Below are 16644 nucleotides of genomic sequence, written 5' to 3'. Positions count from 1 at the left end.
TCCGCGCTACTCTCTGCTTGTTATGAAATTCCTTGATCAAGCAAAAATCTTCATCCGTTCCGGCGACGGCGGCAACGGCTCGTCCTCGTTCCGGCGCGAGAAATATATCGAATTTGGTGGACCAGACGGCGGTGATGGCGGTCGCGGTGGTGACGTGGTGGTCGAAGCGGTCGACGGCCTCAACACACTGATCGACTATCGCTATTTGCAACATTTCAAGGCTGATCGCGGCCAGAATGGGATGGGGCGCCAAAAGCATGGGGCTTCGGCAGAGGACCTTGTGCTGAAAGTGCCGGTCGGAACCCAGATTTTGGAAGAAGATCGCGAGACCTTGATCGCCGACCTTGCCAAGATTGGCGACCGTGTGGTGCTGGCCAAGGGTGGTAATGGTGGTTGGGGCAATTTGCATTTCAAAAGCTCGGTCAACCAAGCCCCAGATCGGGCGAACCGCGGGCTTGAAGGCGAAGAGAAATTTGTTTGGTTGCGGCTTAAGCTGATCGCCGATGCCGGCCTTGTGGGCCTGCCCAATGCTGGCAAGTCGACCTTTCTGGCTGCGGTTTCGTCGGCCAATCCGAAAGTGGCCGCCTATCCCTTCACCACTTTGCACCCCAATTTGGGCGTGGTGACCTTGGGGCCTGATACGCGCTTTGTGATTGCCGATATTCCAGGTCTGATTGAAGGGGCTGCCGAAGGGGCGGGGCTCGGCACGCGTTTCCTTGGCCATGTTGAGCGCTGCGCCGCCTTGCTCCATCTGGTTGACGGCACAGAAGAAGATGTCGCCCAAGCCTATCGCACCGTACGCGGTGAGTTGGAGGCCTATGGCGAAGATCTTGCCCGTAAGCCTGAGATCATCGCCCTCAACAAGATTGATGCCTTGAGCCCAGAGGAAGTTGCTGAAAAGCGGGCTGCCTTGTCCAAGGAAGCGGGCCGAACCGTGCTTGCTATCTCTGGCGTGTCCAATTCAGGCGTACGCGGAGCTTTGGGTCTGCTCTGGCGGGAAATTGCCAAATCGCGCGGCATTCTTTCCCCAGATTTGGATGACGTGGACTCATTCGGGGAGCCGATGGCAGAAGCCAATGAGGACGGTTGGGCACCATGACGCATCGGGCTTTGCGTCAAGCCAAGCGCATTGTTCTCAAGTTTGGTTCGTCGCTCATCATTGATCCCGCGAGCGGGGAAGCCCGCACGGCGTGGCTGGCAACGGTGGCCCAAGATGTGGCCCACGCGCGAAGCCAAGGCCAGCAGATCGTCATCGTCACCTCAGGTGCCGTCGCACTTGGGCGTGGGGCCTTGGGTCTGCCTGCGGGAAAATTAAAGCTGGAAGAAAAGCAGGCCGCCGCAGCGGCTGGTCAAGTCCGGCTGATGGCCGCTTGGGGTGAGGCGTTTGCCAAGCAAGGCATTGCCGTCGCCCAAGCCCTTGTGACCCCAGACGATACCGAACGGCGCAGGCGCTGGTTGAATGCGCGCGCAACGCTCGACACCTTATTGGCGTGTGGTGCTGTCCCCATCGTCAATGAGAATGATACCGTGGCCACAGATGAGCTGCGCTATGGCGATAATGATCGGCTGGCTGCCCGTGTGGGGCAAATGATCGGGGCAGACGCCCTTATTCTTTTTTCCGACGTCGATGGCCTTTATGAAGCCGATCCGCGCCAAAATCCCGATGCCGCTCATCTTGGCGAAGTCCGTGAGATTACCGACGCCATCGAGGCTATGGCAGGGGGCATCAATCAAAAGGCCGGTGTTGGCTCTGGCGGCATGCGCACCAAGATTGACGCAGCCAGGATCGCCACTGCTGCTGGCTGTAGCGTGGCGATCAAAGACGGCTTCTTAGACCATCCGTTCCGTCGCCTCTTAGAGGGCGGGCGCTCAACCTGGTTTATTCCCGCCGCAGATCGCGAGAGCGCGCGACGGGCTTGGCTGGGCCACAGTTTGAATCCCGCTGGCAGTTTCTGTGTTGATGCGGGCGCGGCAAAGGCCCTCAAAAACGGCGCAAGCCTGTTATCGATTGGCGTAACTTCCGTTGAAGGACAATTTGAGCGTGGCGACGCCATTGCGATCAAGGATGCGGCTGGCCGCATCGTGGCCCATGGCATTTCGGCCTATTCTTCCTCTGATGCGCTGCAAATCCTGGGTCGCCATAGCGATGAGATTGAAGAGATATTGGGCTATGCGGGCAGGCCGGCCTTGGTGCACCGCGATGACCTCGTGCTGGCCTAAGTCGGGACGTTAGGCGGCCCAGCGCTTCTCATTCAGTTCACGGTCTATCGCCTGGGCAAAGTCCTGCTTCGTCAAAACCAGCTTTTCAGTGGCTTGAACCTGTTTGCCGACTTTACGCGCCACATAACGCTGCAATTGCCCATCGGCGCGAATACCAGTCAGGCGCTTGAGATAATTGATTTGGGCCGTGGTTGGCCGACTGACGACCGGCAAGGGCGAGTCCTGCCGATGGGATGGGGCCACAGGCTTGGTGCGGGGGCGTTCTGCCTCCAAGGCTGGCAAAAGAGATAATTGCATCGCCATTCCTTTCTGGTCTTACTGCGATTGATAAGAACAAGATAGGAACGAAAAAACGAGTCTGCAAGAGAAATCGTCAAAATAAGCGCTTGCTTGCGTCCGAATATGACGTTTATGCTCCTTCATTCAGGTTCATGGGCCGTTCAGACCTTGTTTCGTATCGCCAAATAGGCCTTAAACTAATCTCTTGAGAGCCAAAGGCGCGGTAGGGAGCGGGTATGAACGAGCATATGATTGTCGGCCATGATGGGGTGAAGACTTATGTCGCGGATTTCGACCCAGTTGGGGCCTATACGGGGCCGCCTGTTCTGTGTCTGCATGGCCTGACGCGCAATCATAAAGACTTTTTGGCCGTCATCGAACCGATTCGCCGCATGGGCCGCCGGGTTTTGGCGCTTGATGTGCGTGGTCGGGGGCGCTCGGATTGGGACCCCAATCCCAGCAATTATAACCCACTTGTTTATGCCCAAGATGTTCTGACCATTTTGAACCGATTGGGTCTCAAGCGGGCCGTATTCCTTGGAACCAGCATGGGCGGCATTATCACCATGCTGGTCGCAGCCTTTTCTCAAACCACCGTGGCGGGCGCGATCTTGAACGACATTGGTCCCGAAGTGGACCCCGCAGGCCTTAAGCGCATTCAAGGCTATGTTGGTAAAATGGGGCGAGCCCAGACCTGGGATGAAGCTGCGACCATGATGTCGGTGATCGGCGAAGCCGCTTTCCCCGGCAAAGACCTTGCTTTTTGGGCCGATTTTGCCCGAAAGACCTGTATTGAGACAGCCGATGGAATTGTGTTCGATTATGACCCCGCCATCGCGCAAGTAGCCAGTTCTGGTGGGACAGAGGCCATTCCAACCCTTTGGGATCAATATGGGGCCCTGACGCCGATCCCAACAGCGGTTATTCGCGGGGCACTCTCAGATCTTTTGTCGGCTGAAATTGTCGAGCGGATGAAGCAAGCAAAGCCTGACTTGATTACAGCTGAGGTCCCCAATGTTGGCCATGCGCCATCCCTGGAAGAACCGGAGGCTTGGGCGGCAATTGAAGCGATCATTCGCCAGACAAAGTAAGGTAGACCCAAGGTATTGATTATAGCAGTCGAAAGCTGAACCCCGTCAATATTTGTAAACATAAACGTAACCACTTACCGGATACAACGGCTCCCAGATTCTATGGCGCTGAGTTCTATCGAGGCAGGCTCGATGGATAGAGATGTCGGCACAGGACCGGGGAGAGTTGTAATGTTGTCTGGGCTGAATAAAGTAGCGATTTCGAAGAAGCTACCGATGGTGATTGCTGGTCTTGCGGCCTTGGCTGCGGCGATGTCGGGTGGAGCCGCTTACTTAAACTCCCAAAACAATATCAACACCGAAACCCAGAATATGTTGACAGCAACGGCCATTTCTCGCGCCGATGCAGCCAAGGCATTCTTCGATACTTCGGGTGCGCAAGCAAAAGAATTGGCTTCCAGCGCGATCATTTCCTCCGCGCTCGACCGCTTCGCCGCCGCCTATGCGCAATTGGGCCCCGACGCGGAAGCCCAACTTCAAGCCACCTATATTGATCAGAACCCCAATCCAGCTGGTCAAAAAGAAAAGTGGGATGCGGCAAACAATGGCACGGCCTATGATGCCGTCCATGCCGAACTGCATCCTTGGCTGCGCAATATTCTGCGTACGAACGATTTCTACGACATCTTCCTGTTCGATGCGAATGGCCAGAATGTCTATACCGTCTTCAAAGAGCGTGATTTTGCGACCCAATTGGCAAATGGCAAATGGAAAGATTCCGGTCTTGGCGTCCTCGTCCGCGATGTGATCGCCGCAGGTGCCAATGCAGAGCCAAAGCTTGCAGACTTTAAACCTTATGCGCCATCAGCCGATGTACCAGCTGGCTTTATTGCCGTGCCCATCAAGGGTGCGAATGGCGAGTTGAAGGGCGTGTTCGCCATCCAATTGTCGATCAACAAGCTTGACGCGGCGATGCAGCCACAGCCAGCAAACGGCAAGACGGGCGAAAACACCCTGATTGGTGAAGACTTCTTGGTGCGTAACAACTCACCCCACGCCAAAGAGCCAACCATTCTCAAGCAGAAGGTCGACAATGAGTTTGTGAAGCAAGGCTTTGAAGGCAAAGCCACCACAACCGTGACCAAAGACGCGGATGGTAATGCAGCAATCACCGCTTTCGTGCCCTTCACCACTTTGGGTGCGAAGTTTGTTGTGGCTGCCGATGAAACCGTCGCAGAGGCGCAAGAGCCCTTGCGGGCTTTGGCCTTGAACATTCTGTTGGCCACCTTGGTTGCCATCGGTGCTGCCGCAGCAGCAGGCTTCTGGTTTGCCCGCAGCTTGTCCAAGCCAATCTCGGATATCACTGACACGATGCGTACCCTCGCAGGCGGTGTGACCGATCTGATGGTTCCAGGCCGTGATCGTGGTGACGAATTGGGCGAAATGGCCGAAGCGGTTGAAGTCTTCCGGGAAAATGCCATCGAGCGCATCGCCCTTGAAGCTGCTGCCAGCGAAGAGACCAAGATCCAAATGCGCCGCGCAGAAGCCATTGCTGCTGCTACCCAAGCCTATGAGCAAGTGGCCGGTGACATGCTGCGCACCGTGGCTGCTGCCTCGGCCGAGTTGGAAGCAACCGCACAAGCCATGACGGCTGCTGCTGACCGCACCAATATGATGGCCTCCAGCGTGGCCGCTGCCGCCGAAGAAAGCACCGTCAGTGCCTCGACCGCTGCAGGTTCGGCTGAAAGCCTCACCAGCTCCATCTCGACCATTCAGTCTAATGTGTCTGAATCGAGCTCGGTCGCCATTGAAGCAGTCCGCTTGAGCGGGGAAGCCCAAGGTGCGGTAAGCGAACTGGCCAATTCGGCCCGTCGCATCGGCGAAGTGGTTGAGCTGATCAAAGGCATTGCCGACCAAACCAACCTCTTGGCCCTGAACGCCACCATCGAAGCGGCACGTGCCGGGGAAGCAGGTCGCGGGTTTGCCATCGTGGCGCAAGAAGTCAAAAACCTTGCAAGCCAAACCGGCAATGCGACGGAGGATATCGCCGCCCAAATCGGCTCGATCCAAGGCGCTGTGGATGGTGCTGTTGATGCCATGTCGCGTATCGAAGCAGTTATCACCCGTATCAACCAAAATGCAGGCATGATTGGCCAGTCGGTCGATATGCAGGCAACGGTGACCCAAGAGATCGCCAGCGCCATTACCCAAGTGGCTGCGGCTTCCCAATCGGTGGCCTCGGACGTGTCGCGTGTGACCGAAACGGCGGGTGAAACTGGTGCGGCTGCAAGCCAAGTCTTGGCCGCCAGCCGCGAACTCTCGGTCCAAGCCGCCAAGCTCGATCAAGAGACGCAAGAATTCTTGGAGCGCGTTCGCGCCGCCTAATCAGGCCTCGACCATCTCTGACAAACAAAAAGGCCCGCTGAGCGATCAGCGGGCCTTCTTCATTTAGGCCACAGCCAGATGGGCCGGGGCACCCAAGCTCTTGTGGAAGGACACTAAGGGGATGCGGTCTTGTTGGGCCAAGCTAAAGCGCTGGACCGCGCCCTTGGGAACAAAGCCGAGCTTTTCCAAGAGGTGCAGACTAGCCGGATTGTCGGGATGGGCTTCTGCTTCCAGAGCGGTAAAGCCTGTCTGGCGCGTTGCCCAGTCCAGCACCGCCTCCATCGCCTCGCGCCCGAGGCCTTGGCCCCAGAATTCTGGCAAGAAGGCATAGCCCAATTGGGCGCAGCCGGGTTTGGTTTGCCGCAGGCCAATCTGGCCGACAACATCACCTTCGCCATTCTCCACCGCCCAGACAAATTCGAGGCCGCGGGCTTCACTGGCCCGGATCATCAAGATCATCGCGCTGGCATGCAGGGGCGTGAAGGGCTTGGGGATGGTGCATAGGCCGCGTGCCACCTCCGGCCGGTTCAAGAGATCGGCGAGCGCAAGGCTATCCTCATGCTCTAACGGCCGCAGCAAGAGGCGCGGGGTCAATAGGGCTGGCGTCATGACCTCGGTCTCCTTTCTGCTTCGGCGATATCGCGCCGCATGACTTGTGTGGGCCTGGATTTGCCCGTGGCGAGCACGCTCATGTCGCGAATCGCATCGACCTTGTAGAAGCCAAGTTTTTCAAGCACGTGACCAGATTGTGTGTTTGTCGTGGCAAAGCCAGCAACCAGATAGGCAGGGTCGAGGTCGGTGATTGCCGCCGCGATCAGGGCTTTACCCGCTTCGGTGGCATAGCCTTGGCCCCAATAGGGCACGCCCAGCCAATAGCCGAGTTCCCAGGCAGAGCTGCCATCCAGCGTCATGCGGTCCATCCAGTGCAGACCCATGGCCCCCATAAAGCCTTCAGCCTTATGCTCAATCGCAAAGACATAGTTTTCCTTACCAGCCCACATGTCCGGCTGTTTGCTCAACCAGTCTTCGCCGTCTTGTTCACGGTAGGGGTGGGGCATGCGGGATAGATTGCCCGATACGCGCAGATCATTTGCCAGGCATACCAGACGGTCGAGGTCAGTCATCTGCAAGGGGCGCAGGGTGAGGCGGCTCGTGTCAATGTGGGTACGCATGGCAAAGTCTCCAATCGGAAACCCGCGCGGGGTGGGGGGAGACTGGCCCGAACCAAACTCTGGTTCAAAGGACCTATTTGCATCAGGGCATAATGCAAACGGGGGGCCGGTGATCCGGCCCCCCGCGCGGGAAATGGTCTGTTTGACCGGATCACCCCTTTTCAGGGAGACGATCCGGAGTGGTTCAGGACCGCCTTATTCTGCTGCTTCCGCAATTGGCATGACGGATACAAAACATTTGTCGTCGCGCTTGCGGGTATAGACGACCTGGCCATTGGCGGTCGCAAAGAGGGTGTGGTCGCGGCCAAGGCCAACGTTTTCACCAGCAAAGAATTTGGTGCCGCGTTGACGCACGAGGATGTTGCCCGAAACAACCATTTCGTTGCCGAACTTCTTGACGCCAAGACGCTTGGAGTGCGAGTCGCGACCGTTGCGTGACGAGCCGCCGGCTTTTTTATGTGCCATGTGTCAGTCTCCTGTGCGCTTGGTTACGCGTTGACGGCGGTGATGTGAACGACACTGCCCCATTGGCGGTGGCCGTTACGACGACGATAGGTCGAGCGACGGGTCTTTTTCATGACCATCACTTTGTCGCCCTTGCGGGTTTCCAGCAAAGTTGCAGCAACCGTTGCGCCTGCCACGAGGGGGGCACCAACGGTGACGCCTGCTTCACCACCAACCATCAGCACGTCGCTGAAGGTGATGGCGCTGCCTGCTTCGCCTTCTAATTTCTCAATCACAAGCTTGTCGCCTGCAGCGACTTTATATTGCTTGCCGCCAGTTTTGATCACCGCGAACATCGCGCTGTTCCTTGATAAGGGGCGAACGGACCAGACCGGGGATCGGGATGGGGTTCGCGGAATAAACGAAAGCGCCCGCCATGACGGCGAGCGTTAGGGAGGGTGTCCTTAAAGTCGCAAGCGCTCGAAGTCAATTGAGAATGCTGATGTTCGCGGCCCTTTATGGCACCTTGGGCGTAAGAAAATCCAGCAAAGCTAGTCATACGCCCTTGGCACGCGCGCCGCGTTAAAGCCCAAGAGCCGCGCTTGCCCGTTTTCGATCGCAATTTCAATCGGGGCCGATAGGGCAGGGACCGCCATCCCATTGGGCTTTAGCGCCCCTTGACCGCGAATTTCGCCTTGCCATTGCCCGTCTGCTGTCGCCTGCAAGCGGCCCGTGCCCTGATCAAAGAACAGGGGGCCCCAGTTGATTTGCGCCGCCATAATGGTGAACGCACCCTGCGCCTTTGCCCACGCTTTGGTCGATTGCAATAAAGTCTGGCCTTGGCTGATCGGGCCGGTGATCCGCAGCTTGTCGATCTTAGCGCCTAGAATCGCGGCAGGCCCTTCGGGCAGCGCGCTTAACTCCAGACCTTCTAGGTCAAATGCAAAGGCCAGTCGGCTTGGCTCTTTCGGATCTGCGACCAAATGCACCTCGCCAGCCCCCGTGCGCCATGGGGCAGGTCCCAGACCAGAGGGGTCGGCGACACCGGCCTGCAAGCCTTGAAACGTCAAGGAAAACCGCGCCAATTGGCCTTCCTTAAAGCGCAGACTGGCCTTGAGATCGGTGGCCTGCAGCGGCCGTACTGGCCCGCCGGGCAGTTTCAGCTTCGGCTCCAGCGCGCCTTCCAGGGCCCAGAGATTGAGGTTGAAGGGCGAGGCCGCCGCCACGAAACGAGAGGCTTCAAACACAAAGCCCGAGCGCGTCTGGACGCGCAGATCGGTAATTTCTGCTTCAAACCGATAGGGGAAGCCTTTGACCGCGATAGTCTCTTTCGGCTGGGCCGGCAAAGCAGCCGACACACGGTCTTTAAGGGCTAGGGCGGTTTGGCTCCAATAGACATAATAGCCCGCCAGAACGAGGGCCCCTGTGGCTAAAGGAAGGATCAGGCCGAAGAGGGATTTGGACTTAGTCATCAATCGCCGCCACCGCCGCCACCGCCATCTCCACCGCTGCCATCAAAGCCGTCAAAACCCCGATCTCTGATCCCGTTGCTTTCACGCGCGCGGTCCCCATAAGCCTTCCAGTCAAATTCAGCCTCTCCGCCCTTTTCGTGTTTGTCCGAGGGTTTTGGCGCGTTGTTGGAGTCACTCGAAGCAGCCCCGCCGCCCCCGTCACCACCGTCGCTTTGCTTCTTTCGGTTGGCCTCTTGAAAAGAGATTCGTTCAGCATGCTCGTCCAGCAAAGCCTGACTGGCCTCTTCAATTCGGCTTTCCAGCAATTCCATAAAGGGGCCGCGTTTGAGGCCGGGCGGGATCACGGGCAGAAACTCAAACACGACTTTGCCGGGATAGCGCATAAAGCCCTTCGCAGGCCATGAAACACCGGTATTCAACGCGAGCGGCACACACGGCACGCCCAGCATCATGTAAATGGCGGCCACCCCAGGCTTATAGTCAGGCTCAGCCCCAATCATTTGGCGGGTGCCTTCGGGGAAAATAATCAAGGGGCGGCCTTGTTCAAACCGTTCTTTGGCTTGCGCCACCATGGCTTTAAGCGCACTCATATGGCCGGAACGGTCGATGGCAATCAGCCCGGCTTTGCGGCAGTACCAGCCGAAAATCGGCAGGTTCAACAACTCCTGCTTCAGCACATAGACCGGCATATTCGTAAATAGGGTAGGGATGATTGTATCCAGAACGCTTTGGTGCTTGGCCGCAATCATGATCGGCCCATCGGGCAAATGCTCCAGTCCGCGCACTTCATAGGTAATGCCCGCAATCCACTTCGCACCAAAGCGCATGACTTTGGCCCAGACCTCCATGACGCGCGCGCCGCCCAGAGGGGAGATAAATACATAAGGCGCGCCCAACGTGCCGACGATCAGCACGCTGCCCCATAACCACAGCATCAAGAGAAACGACCGGATTAAGGTCATGGCGTTTGTCCTTTGTGAAACAGACTTATCTGTTTCAACGCAATTTCTGTATCGCCTTCTAAAAGCCCGCGCCCGATGGAGACAAGATATTTGCCATATTCCAAGGCTAAGGCCCGTGTTGGGCGTTCATTCTTCCACCAGTCGCCGTCAAATTCACGCGTGGTCTGCACAGGGTAGGGGATCAGCACCACATCTGGAATAGCGCGGCGCATCTCAAACAGGCTGCGTGGCATGTGATAGGCGTCTGTGATCACCACAAGCGTTTTGATTTGATGGACGCGCACCCAGATGGCGGCCTCTTCGGCATTGCCAATCGTGTCGGTCGCCCGGCGACCCATGTCGATACAGCAGGCATAGGTTTCTTCAGCCCCACCGGCTACCGCGCGCACTTCCTGCGCCGTTGTGATCCGATTGACGCCTGAGATGAGGAGGCGCGGCACCGCCTTGCTCTCAACCAGCTTAACCCCAGCAATCAGCCTTTGGTCAGAGCCACCCGTCAAAGCCGCAGCCCCATCGGCCCGGAGCGGCTGGGTGGGGGTCTTGAGCGAGGTTACATGATCGCCAAAGCGGATAAAGCCAATCAGCAGTGCCAAGCCGCCAAGCAGGCTTACAACAAAGATCAGGCGCGAAATGAGGGTGGAGGAGCGCACAACCGTGCCCGATGGGCGGTGCAGCCCCCGTTCACGTGCCTTGCGCCAGAGCCATGCCATCTCACACCAAATCCCTCAAAGTTGCCCGCGCGGCGAGATCGGCTGCAACCGCACTCGCACAGGCGGTAACCAAAGGCGCGACCAGCAAGATCCACAAATCGGTCCAATTCAACAAGGGCGCACCACTGGTGAAGTCTGACGCCCCAAAAGCAAATACGGTTGAACCAATCAAAGCGATCACGCCAGCTGCATTGGCCCCCAAAAGGCCCGCAACAAAGCCGAGGCGCAAGAAGCGGATTTGAACCTCGCGCGCGACAAAAGAATCCTTTGCGCCCACCAGATGGAGGATATTGACCGCTTCCCGTCGGGTCTCAAGCGCCGCGCGGGCCGCAAAGGCAATGGTGGCAATGGCTGCCACAACCAACGAGACTAAGGCCATAATGGCCACAATTCGCACCACGGTCGATGTGCGCAAGACTTCACCCGTAAAGCGGCTATGGTCATCCACCACGACCGTAAAGCCCGCCGTTTTGAGGGCTTTTTCAATATCGGCTTTCACATTGGTTTGGCCCGCAACCACCCCCACTTCGATCAGACGGGGGACGGGCAGTGCGTCCAACGTCGCCCCCATATCGGTGCCATAATTGCGCAAGAGTTCCTTGGCCCGCTCTCGGCTCATGGCTTCACTGCGCGTCACACCTTGGATGCGGCCGACAATTTGGGCAGCCCGCGCAAGGTCTTCATCCGTCCGGGGGCTTTGCACCACCACGCTCATCGCGCTCTTCAAGTCACTCGTCCACGTATTGGCGGCGCGGAAGCCAGCCGAAGCCCCCAGGCCCGCCAAACATCCCAAAGCGCACATGATGGAAACCACAATGGTCAGGGGTCGTACTTGGCGCGAATCTGCAGGCAATAGCGCGCGGTCGGATTCGCGGCTAATCAGTCTCCACAGCGCTTTAAGCCGTTCAATCATCGCTTCGCCTTTGGTGCTTGCTCAAAATTGGGTGCTTGGGTCAATTCGCCAGCCTCCAGTCTCAAAACAGGGGCCCCCGAACGCCGCACCAAGTCAAGATCGTGGGTCGCGATCACCACGGTCGCACCCAGCTTATGCAGCTCGATGAACAAACGAATGATTCGGGCGCCCATATCCGGGTCAACGTTGCCCGTCGGCTCGTCGGCGATCAAAAGGGAAGGCTTGCCCACCACGGCGCGCGCGATGGCAACGCGCTGTTGTTCCCCACCCGATAAAGTCTCTGGCAAGGCATCAATCCGCCCGCCCAAGCCAACCCAGCGCAATAAATCATCCACATCTTCTGCATAATCGGCCAAGGGCACGTCGCGCACCCGAAACGGCATGGCGACATTATCAAAGACGGACAAATGCGGCAGAAGGCGGAAATCTTGGAACACCACGCCAATCTTGCGCCGCAGCATGGGTAAATCGTCGCGGCTGGCGCTGCCAACATCGACCCCAAACAGATTGGCGCGCCCTTGGCTGGGGCGCAGTGCCAAATACATCAGCTTCAGCAAGGTCGACTTGCCCGCCCCCGAAGGCCCCGTCAAAAAGTAGAAGCCACCGCTTTCCAGCTCAAACGACACATTGCGTAACGCTTGCGTGCCGGAGCCATAGGTGACGCCGACCTTATCAAAGCGGACGATGGGTCCGCCTTCGCGATAGCCAGGGGTGCGAGTTTTTTCATTCATGAGTAGACTCTGACAGCGAATAAGCGCTTTTTTATGGTTGCGCTAGCCGGGTGATTCGTCTCTTTCATGCTACTCACATGCCCTCAATGTTCTGCGAAGTACAATGTCGCTGATGGTGCGATTCCGCCATCGGGGCGCACTGTCCGCTGTGCGGCATGTGGAAACTCGTGGCGGGCCATGCCAGAGGGGGCCATTGGCTATGCGACAACCACCCCAAGGCCCCCCAGTGCTGCTGAAGTAAAAAAGGCCGGATTGCTGGCAAAACTGGGGCTTGGCAGCAAAAAGCCCAAGCGCGGTAAGCTAGAGCCGCATGAATTGGCGCGTCAAAAGGCGTTGAACCAAATCAAAACCACCCACCGATTAGCTGCGACCATTCCTTGGGCCATCAGCTTTAGTCTCTTGATTGGTATTGTGTGGGCAGCAGCTATTTATCGGTCAGACATTGTGCGGGCTTGGCCCAAATCGGCAACGGCCTTTGCGGCGGTTGGTTTGCCAGCCAATCTTTATGGTGTGGATATTCGCGACATCACAATCATTTCATCTGCGGATGAGAAGGGGCCCAAGATTGAGGTGAAGGGTGTGCTTCAATCGGTCTCGCGCACGCCGGAATTCATTCCCTATCTCAAAGTCTCTTTGGTCGATTCAAAAGGCCTTGAGCGCCTGTCCTGGATGGTGGATCCAGGTATTGAGAGCTTAGCCCCCGGCAAGGCGCATGCATTCGTCAGTTCGCGCTCAAACCCCGTACGCGGCAGCCTGAAAGCGGTCATCACCTTTGCCGATCCCCCGCGTAAGGGCCCACGGCCTAAACCAGAACCGGCAACGGGTAAGTCTGGCTTGATGGGGGCAGAGCCTGCAGCACCAGCCAAGCCCACCGCTGTTCCAATGGTTGAGCAAGGCGAGGGCCATGACGCCCCTGTCGCGGCACGTTAAGTAAACAGAGAGGCGGGACCCGTGACGTCACATTTGGATATTCTGGTTTCCGCACACGAAATCGACAGCCGCATTCAAGAGCTGACGGGCCAGATTGCTGGCCGGTTGGACGAGGATGCCGTGGTGGTCGGCCTGTTACAGGGTGCTTTTGTCTTTATGGCCGATGTGGTGCGTGGCCTTGCCCGCCATGGCAAAACCCCGCGCACAGACTTTCTTTGGCTATCCAGCTATGGTGACGCGCAAGAAAGTGGGGGCCGCATTAACGTGCTGGCAGATTTGCAAAAGCCGATTGGGGGCAAACAAGTTCTGATCGTCGATGATGTCTATGATACGGGCCGGACGATCCTGTTTGCCAAATCCTATCTGGCGTCCAAGGGCGCGCGGGAGGTTTTGACCTGCCTGTTGGCGCGCAAGCCTTTGGCCGCAGAACTGCCCGCACCGGACTATCTGGGCTTTGACCTGCCAGACCGCTTCTTGGTTGGTTATGGCTTGGATGATGCGGGCAAAGGCCGCGGCCTTCCCGATATTTGTGCGGTTAAGACTTAGGATCAATTGGGTCCGTCTTGAGACGGGCGAGGATTTGTTTCCAGCGTACCGCTACCCAAATGAGAGACCACGCATTGCCGAGAAAGATAATGGGCACGGCCCAAAAAAGCCGCGTCTTCACGTCGCGCTCAATCACCCAAACCGCAAGCCCATAGAGCACAAAGCCAAGATAGAGGTCAAAAAGCGATACCCGGCCCCACGGCATTGCCGTAATGGCACCAAACTCTGCCGCAAAGTCACCGCGCACACTGGCCCAGCCAATCAGCGCCGTAAAAGCCACAGCCAAAACAATCAGGATCAAACGAATAGGGTGGGTCATGCCAGATGATTTAGCACGATTGCGCGCAAGTTCGAGGTGTCTGTGCGTTGCGTTTTTTCAGGCGCCCGCTAAGGGAGCGAGGAACAACGAAGATTTTTAAGTCTGCTAGTGGGAACTGACATGGTCACGCTCAATAAGATTTACACGCGCACCGGCGATAAGGGCACCACCAGCCTGGCTACAGGCGAGACCGTGCCGAAATTTGATGCCCGGGTGGAGGCCTATGGCGCCGTCGATGAAGCCAATGCCGCCATTGGTGTAGCCCGTCTGCATAGTGCAGCCGATGTTGAGCTCGACGCGATTTTGGGTCGCATCCAAAATGATTTGTTTGATCTGGGTGCCGATTTGGCGACGCCCGAACGCGGTAAGCCCTTAGGCTGGGAAGCCTTGCGCATTTTGCCCAATCAAGTGACGCGGCTTGAAAACGAAATCGACGCGATGAATGCGGCCATTCCAGCCCTTGATTCCTTCATCTTGCCCGGTGGAACCGCTTTATCGGCCTATTTGCATGTCGCCCGCACCATCACCCGGCGGGCAGAGCGGCAGGTGGCCGCTTTGATGCAGACCGAAGGCGAAGTCGTCTCCGACTCTGTTCTGCATTATCTCAACCGCTTGTCTGACTTATTGTTTGTGGCGGGCCGCCGCGCCAATGCCAATGGGGCAGAGGATGTGAAATGGGTGCCGGGGCTAACGCGCTAACCCCCAAGCTGTGGCGCGGGCCCTATGGGGCGACGTCTTCCACGATTTTAAACTCAATCCGGCGGTTTTTCGCATCAGCCTCGGCATTGCCGCGGGCATCCTTGGGCTGGGTTTCGCCATAGCCCGTTACGCCCAACAGGCTGGCCGGTACGGACTTGGATACCAGATAATCAGCCACCGATTGGGCGCGTCGTTCGGATAGGGCTTGGTTTGCAGTGGCATCGCCCCGCGCATCTGTATGCCCGCCCAATTCCACCCGATAGGTCTCGCACCGCTTGGCCACCGCTGCCAAGGCATCGAGCAAGGGCTTTGACTCCTCCGCCAACACCGCACTGCCTGAGCCAAAATTGATCACCCGCCCATCCAGCAAGGTGTCATAGGCGGTTTGGCAGGCTTTTGCGTCAGGCGTGGCACCCATGGTGGAGGCGGCATCTGGCGCATCAGCCATGGCTTGGCCCGCCAAAGTAATCGCATTTTCCAGCGCGAGGACAACGCCCACATGGCTTGGATCATTCAGCACGGCCTGTTTCACCACCTCAAAAGCCCGGGTGCGATCATCGGCTTCAAGCGTATCGCCAGAGATGGTCAGAACCCCAGACTTAAAGCTTACTTCGGCAAAGGACAGCTTCTCCTCATCCAGCGCCAAACGGGCAAGGTCGCGCCAATCGGTCTTTTTGGGCGCTTCTGCTTCTGCAGCTTTGTCGGGCATGGCGGGCTTGGTGGGGCCGGTGAGCGCTAGGCCAGTTGCTGCAAGCGCCGCAAAAATCGCAATGGCCACACCTGTTCCCGAAGCAAGGGCTTTCCGGCGGCGTTGCGACTTTTCGCTCATCACGCAATCTTTCTCTGATTAGCCCGCTTTTGCGGCTGAAAACAGGATTTAAAGCGCTTGTCTAACCCTGCTCCTTCCCAGTGTCACCTTGATTCCCGCATCAAAACACCGTGTGCATTTTGGGATGGCGCAGTGAATTCAGGCAGATTGATTGCCGCCCGCGCCATGTCGCGATAAACACCGCCTCCAACTTTTCTCCCACCGGGCCTCACGATGACCGAAACCAAACAAAATGCGCCGAGCCGTCCGCTTGCTCGCTCGCCGCGCGGCTTTATTGACCGCCGGGCAGATGCCCTGTTGGCAGAGCGCAGCGTCGTGGAAAAAGTCCTGCGCGTCTATGAATCCTGGGGCTATGAGCGCTTAGAAACCCCCAGCTTTGAATATGCCGATGCGCTGGGCAAATTCCTGCCAGATCAAGATCGTCCTAATGAAGGCGTGTTCGCGCTTGAGGATGATGACGGCCAATGGATGAGCTTGCGCTATGATTTAACCGCACCCTTGGCCCGCTTTGCCGCGCAAAACTGGGACAGCCTGCCCAAGCCGTTTCGCCGCTGTGCCGCAGGGCCTGTTTGGCGCAATGAAAAGCCCGGCCCCGGTCGTTATCGTGAATTCTGGCAATGTGACGCCGATTGCGTCGGCTCTGCAAGGCCCGAAGCCGATGCTGAAGCCATTGCCATGGGGGCTGCCGCTGTAGAGGCCGCAGGCGTGCCGCGCGGGCTTTATGTCGTCAATGTCTCAAACCGCAAACTGCTCGATGGGCTTTTGGCCAAGATCGGCGTCGATGTGGCTGATACCGCCACACGTCTGGGCGTGCTTCGGGCCGTCGATAAGCTCGACCGCTTAGGCCCCGAAGGGGTAGAGCTTTTGTTGGGCGCAGGCCGCAAGGATGAGTCGGGTGATTTCACCAAGGGCGCAGGGTTAGGCAACAATGCCATCGCCCAAGTCATGGCCTTTACCTCCACCCGCAAAGCCACGCGCTTAGAAACCTTGGCCGCCCTGGAT

General features: G+C 57.7%; 19 protein-coding genes and 2 pseudogenes. 9 read left to right on the top strand and 12 right to left on the bottom strand.

The window, feature by feature from the left end:
- The first annotated feature begins 22 nt into the window (after positions 1 to 22).
- Together obgE and proB are read left to right on the top strand one after the other, a co-directional pair.
- Positions 23 to 1099, top strand: a complete 1077-nt coding sequence (gene obgE, locus IOB61_RS09445) for a GTPase ObgE (protein ID WP_290815568.1) — start codon at positions 23 to 25, stop codon at positions 1097 to 1099.
- A complete protein-coding gene (gene proB, locus IOB61_RS09440) occupies positions 1096 to 2220 on the top strand; it encodes a glutamate 5-kinase (protein ID WP_290815565.1) in 1125 nt (374 codons plus the stop codon). The genes obgE and proB overlap by 4 nt, the downstream gene beginning before the upstream one ends.
- Positions 2221 to 2229: 9 nt before the next feature.
- On the opposite strand, the gene IOB61_RS09435 is transcribed toward proB, so the two are convergent.
- The gene (locus tag IOB61_RS09435) at positions 2230 to 2517 is read right to left on the bottom strand and encodes a hypothetical protein (RefSeq protein WP_290815562.1); all 288 of its coding nucleotides are present in this window, start codon (positions 2515 to 2517) and stop codon (positions 2230 to 2232) included.
- A gap of 218 nt (positions 2518 to 2735) precedes the next feature.
- On the opposite strand from IOB61_RS09435, the gene IOB61_RS09430 reads away from it, so the two are divergent.
- Positions 2736 to 3590 carry an alpha/beta hydrolase gene (locus IOB61_RS09430; RefSeq protein WP_290815559.1) on the top strand — a complete coding sequence of 285 codons (855 nt, stop codon included), beginning with the start codon at positions 2736 to 2738 and terminating at the stop codon, positions 3588 to 3590.
- 216 nt (positions 3591 to 3806) lie between these two features.
- Entirely contained in the window at positions 3807 to 5915 is a 2109-nt protein-coding gene (locus IOB61_RS09425) for a methyl-accepting chemotaxis protein (protein ID WP_290815556.1), read from the top strand.
- 63 nt (positions 5916 to 5978) lie between these two features.
- On the opposite strand, the gene IOB61_RS09420 is transcribed toward IOB61_RS09425, so the two are convergent.
- The 9 genes and pseudogenes from IOB61_RS09420 to ftsE all read right to left on the bottom strand — a co-directional run bounded on the left by IOB61_RS09420 (position 5979) and on the right by ftsE (position 12319).
- Positions 5979 to 6524 (bottom strand): GNAT family N-acetyltransferase, encoded by a 546-nt coding sequence (locus tag IOB61_RS09420; RefSeq protein WP_290815553.1) that lies wholly within the window; start codon positions 6522 to 6524, stop codon positions 5979 to 5981.
- Entirely contained in the window at positions 6521 to 7087 is a 567-nt protein-coding gene (locus tag IOB61_RS09415) for a GNAT family N-acetyltransferase (protein ID WP_290815550.1), read from the bottom strand. Before IOB61_RS09415 ends, IOB61_RS09420 begins: the two co-directional genes overlap by 4 nt.
- Before the next feature lie 195 nt (positions 7088 to 7282).
- Positions 7283 to 7552, bottom strand: coding sequence for a 50S ribosomal protein L27 (rpmA, locus tag IOB61_RS09410; protein ID WP_085340239.1), 270 nt, complete (start codon positions 7550 to 7552; stop codon positions 7283 to 7285).
- Positions 7553 to 7584: 32 nt separating this feature from the next.
- Positions 7585 to 7887 (bottom strand): annotated as a pseudogene (gene rplU / locus IOB61_RS09405) (50S ribosomal protein L21); the annotation flags it as partial.
- A gap of 195 nt (positions 7888 to 8082) precedes the next feature.
- Entirely contained in the window at positions 8083 to 9003 is a 921-nt protein-coding gene (locus tag IOB61_RS09400) for a DUF2125 domain-containing protein (protein WP_290815546.1), read from the bottom strand.
- Entirely contained in the window at positions 9003 to 9965 is a 963-nt protein-coding gene (locus tag IOB61_RS09395) for a 1-acyl-sn-glycerol-3-phosphate acyltransferase (RefSeq protein ID WP_290815543.1), read from the bottom strand. Before IOB61_RS09395 ends, IOB61_RS09400 begins: the two co-directional genes overlap by 1 nt.
- Positions 9962 to 10675 (bottom strand): YdcF family protein, encoded by a 714-nt coding sequence (locus IOB61_RS09390; RefSeq protein ID WP_290815541.1) that lies wholly within the window; start codon positions 10673 to 10675, stop codon positions 9962 to 9964. The genes IOB61_RS09395 and IOB61_RS09390 overlap by 4 nt, the downstream gene beginning before the upstream one ends.
- 1 nt (position 10676) lies before the next feature.
- Positions 10677 to 11588 carry a hypothetical protein gene (locus tag IOB61_RS09385; protein ID WP_290815538.1) on the bottom strand — a complete coding sequence of 304 codons (912 nt, stop codon included), beginning with the start codon at positions 11586 to 11588 and terminating at the stop codon, positions 10677 to 10679.
- Complete coding sequence (gene ftsE / locus IOB61_RS09380; protein WP_290815534.1) at positions 11585 to 12319, bottom strand: cell division ATP-binding protein FtsE; 735 nt, start codon at positions 12317 to 12319, stop codon at positions 11585 to 11587. The genes IOB61_RS09385 and ftsE overlap by 4 nt, the downstream gene beginning before the upstream one ends.
- A gap of 66 nt (positions 12320 to 12385) precedes the next feature.
- Here ftsE and IOB61_RS16845 point away from each other — a divergent pair.
- The 3 genes and pseudogenes from IOB61_RS16845 to IOB61_RS09370 form a co-directional block, all read left to right on the top strand.
- Positions 12386 to 12484 (top strand): annotated as a pseudogene (locus IOB61_RS16845) (zinc-ribbon domain-containing protein); the annotation flags it as partial.
- Between the two features lie 12 nt (positions 12485 to 12496).
- Entirely contained in the window at positions 12497 to 13249 is a 753-nt protein-coding gene (locus IOB61_RS09375) for a hypothetical protein (RefSeq protein ID WP_290815531.1), read from the top strand.
- A gap of 21 nt (positions 13250 to 13270) precedes the next feature.
- Positions 13271 to 13795, top strand: coding sequence for a phosphoribosyltransferase (locus tag IOB61_RS09370; protein ID WP_290815528.1), 525 nt, complete (start codon positions 13271 to 13273; stop codon positions 13793 to 13795).
- Here IOB61_RS09370 and IOB61_RS09365 read toward each other — a convergent pair.
- Complete coding sequence (locus tag IOB61_RS09365; RefSeq protein WP_290815525.1) at positions 13785 to 14114, bottom strand: hypothetical protein; 330 nt, start codon at positions 14112 to 14114, stop codon at positions 13785 to 13787. The two genes, IOB61_RS09370 and IOB61_RS09365, sit on opposite strands and share 11 nt — an antisense overlap.
- 120 nt (positions 14115 to 14234) lie before the next feature.
- Between IOB61_RS09365 and IOB61_RS09360 the strand changes: the two genes are divergently transcribed.
- Positions 14235 to 14813, top strand: a complete 579-nt coding sequence (locus IOB61_RS09360; protein WP_290815522.1) for a cob(I)yrinic acid a,c-diamide adenosyltransferase — start codon at positions 14235 to 14237, stop codon at positions 14811 to 14813.
- A gap of 22 nt (positions 14814 to 14835) precedes the next feature.
- On the opposite strand, the gene IOB61_RS09355 is transcribed toward IOB61_RS09360, so the two are convergent.
- Positions 14836 to 15642: an OmpA family protein gene (locus IOB61_RS09355; protein WP_290815518.1), complete on the bottom strand. Its 807-nt coding sequence runs from the start codon at positions 15640 to 15642 to the stop codon at positions 14836 to 14838.
- A gap of 213 nt (positions 15643 to 15855) precedes the next feature.
- Here IOB61_RS09355 and IOB61_RS09350 point away from each other — a divergent pair.
- On the top strand, positions 15856 to 16644 hold a 789-nt coding region (locus tag IOB61_RS09350), incomplete at its 3' end, for an ATP phosphoribosyltransferase regulatory subunit (protein WP_290815515.1).

It is taken from the genome of Aquidulcibacter sp. (assembly GCF_020253525.1).
Lineage (GTDB): Bacteria > Pseudomonadota > Alphaproteobacteria > Caulobacterales > Aquidulcibacteraceae > Aquidulcibacter.
The sequence above is the reverse complement of the archived record's forward strand: the minus strand, read 5'-3'. Positions and strand labels throughout refer to the sequence as shown.

What these genes read in the sequence shown, in the direction of transcription:
- obgE (WP_290815568.1), top strand. Translation starts at nt 23, where the DNA reads ATGAAATTCCTTGATCAAGCAAAAATCTTCATCCGTTCCGGCGACGGC.
- proB (WP_290815565.1), top strand. Translation starts at nt 1,096, where the DNA reads ATGACGCATCGGGCTTTGCGTCAAGCCAAGCGCATTGTTCTCAAGTTT.
- IOB61_RS09435 (WP_290815562.1), bottom strand. Translation starts at nt 2,517, where the DNA reads ATGCAATTATCTCTTTTGCCAGCCTTGGAGGCAGAACGCCCCCGCACC.
- IOB61_RS09430 (WP_290815559.1), top strand. Translation starts at nt 2,736, where the DNA reads ATGAACGAGCATATGATTGTCGGCCATGATGGGGTGAAGACTTATGTC.
- IOB61_RS09425 (WP_290815556.1), top strand. Translation starts at nt 3,807, where the DNA reads ATGGTGATTGCTGGTCTTGCGGCCTTGGCTGCGGCGATGTCGGGTGGA.
- IOB61_RS09420 (WP_290815553.1), bottom strand. Translation starts at nt 6,524, where the DNA reads ATGACGCCAGCCCTATTGACCCCGCGCCTCTTGCTGCGGCCGTTAGAG.
- IOB61_RS09415 (WP_290815550.1), bottom strand. Translation starts at nt 7,087, where the DNA reads ATGCGTACCCACATTGACACGAGCCGCCTCACCCTGCGCCCCTTGCAG.
- rpmA (WP_085340239.1), bottom strand. Translation starts at nt 7,552, where the DNA reads ATGGCACATAAAAAAGCCGGCGGCTCGTCACGCAACGGTCGCGACTCG.
- IOB61_RS09400 (WP_290815546.1), bottom strand. Translation starts at nt 9,003, where the DNA reads ATGACTAAGTCCAAATCCCTCTTCGGCCTGATCCTTCCTTTAGCCACA.
- IOB61_RS09395 (WP_290815543.1), bottom strand. Translation starts at nt 9,965, where the DNA reads ATGACCTTAATCCGGTCGTTTCTCTTGATGCTGTGGTTATGGGGCAGC.
- IOB61_RS09390 (WP_290815541.1), bottom strand. Translation starts at nt 10,675, where the DNA reads ATGGCATGGCTCTGGCGCAAGGCACGTGAACGGGGGCTGCACCGCCCA.
- IOB61_RS09385 (WP_290815538.1), bottom strand. Translation starts at nt 11,588, where the DNA reads ATGATTGAACGGCTTAAAGCGCTGTGGAGACTGATTAGCCGCGAATCC.
- ftsE (WP_290815534.1), bottom strand. Translation starts at nt 12,319, where the DNA reads ATGAATGAAAAAACTCGCACCCCTGGCTATCGCGAAGGCGGACCCATC.
- IOB61_RS09375 (WP_290815531.1), top strand. Translation starts at nt 12,497, where the DNA reads ATGCCAGAGGGGGCCATTGGCTATGCGACAACCACCCCAAGGCCCCCC.
- IOB61_RS09365 (WP_290815525.1), bottom strand. Translation starts at nt 14,114, where the DNA reads ATGACCCACCCTATTCGTTTGATCCTGATTGTTTTGGCTGTGGCTTTT.
- IOB61_RS09360 (WP_290815522.1), top strand. Translation starts at nt 14,235, where the DNA reads ATGGTCACGCTCAATAAGATTTACACGCGCACCGGCGATAAGGGCACC.
- IOB61_RS09355 (WP_290815518.1), bottom strand. Translation starts at nt 15,642, where the DNA reads ATGAGCGAAAAGTCGCAACGCCGCCGGAAAGCCCTTGCTTCGGGAACA.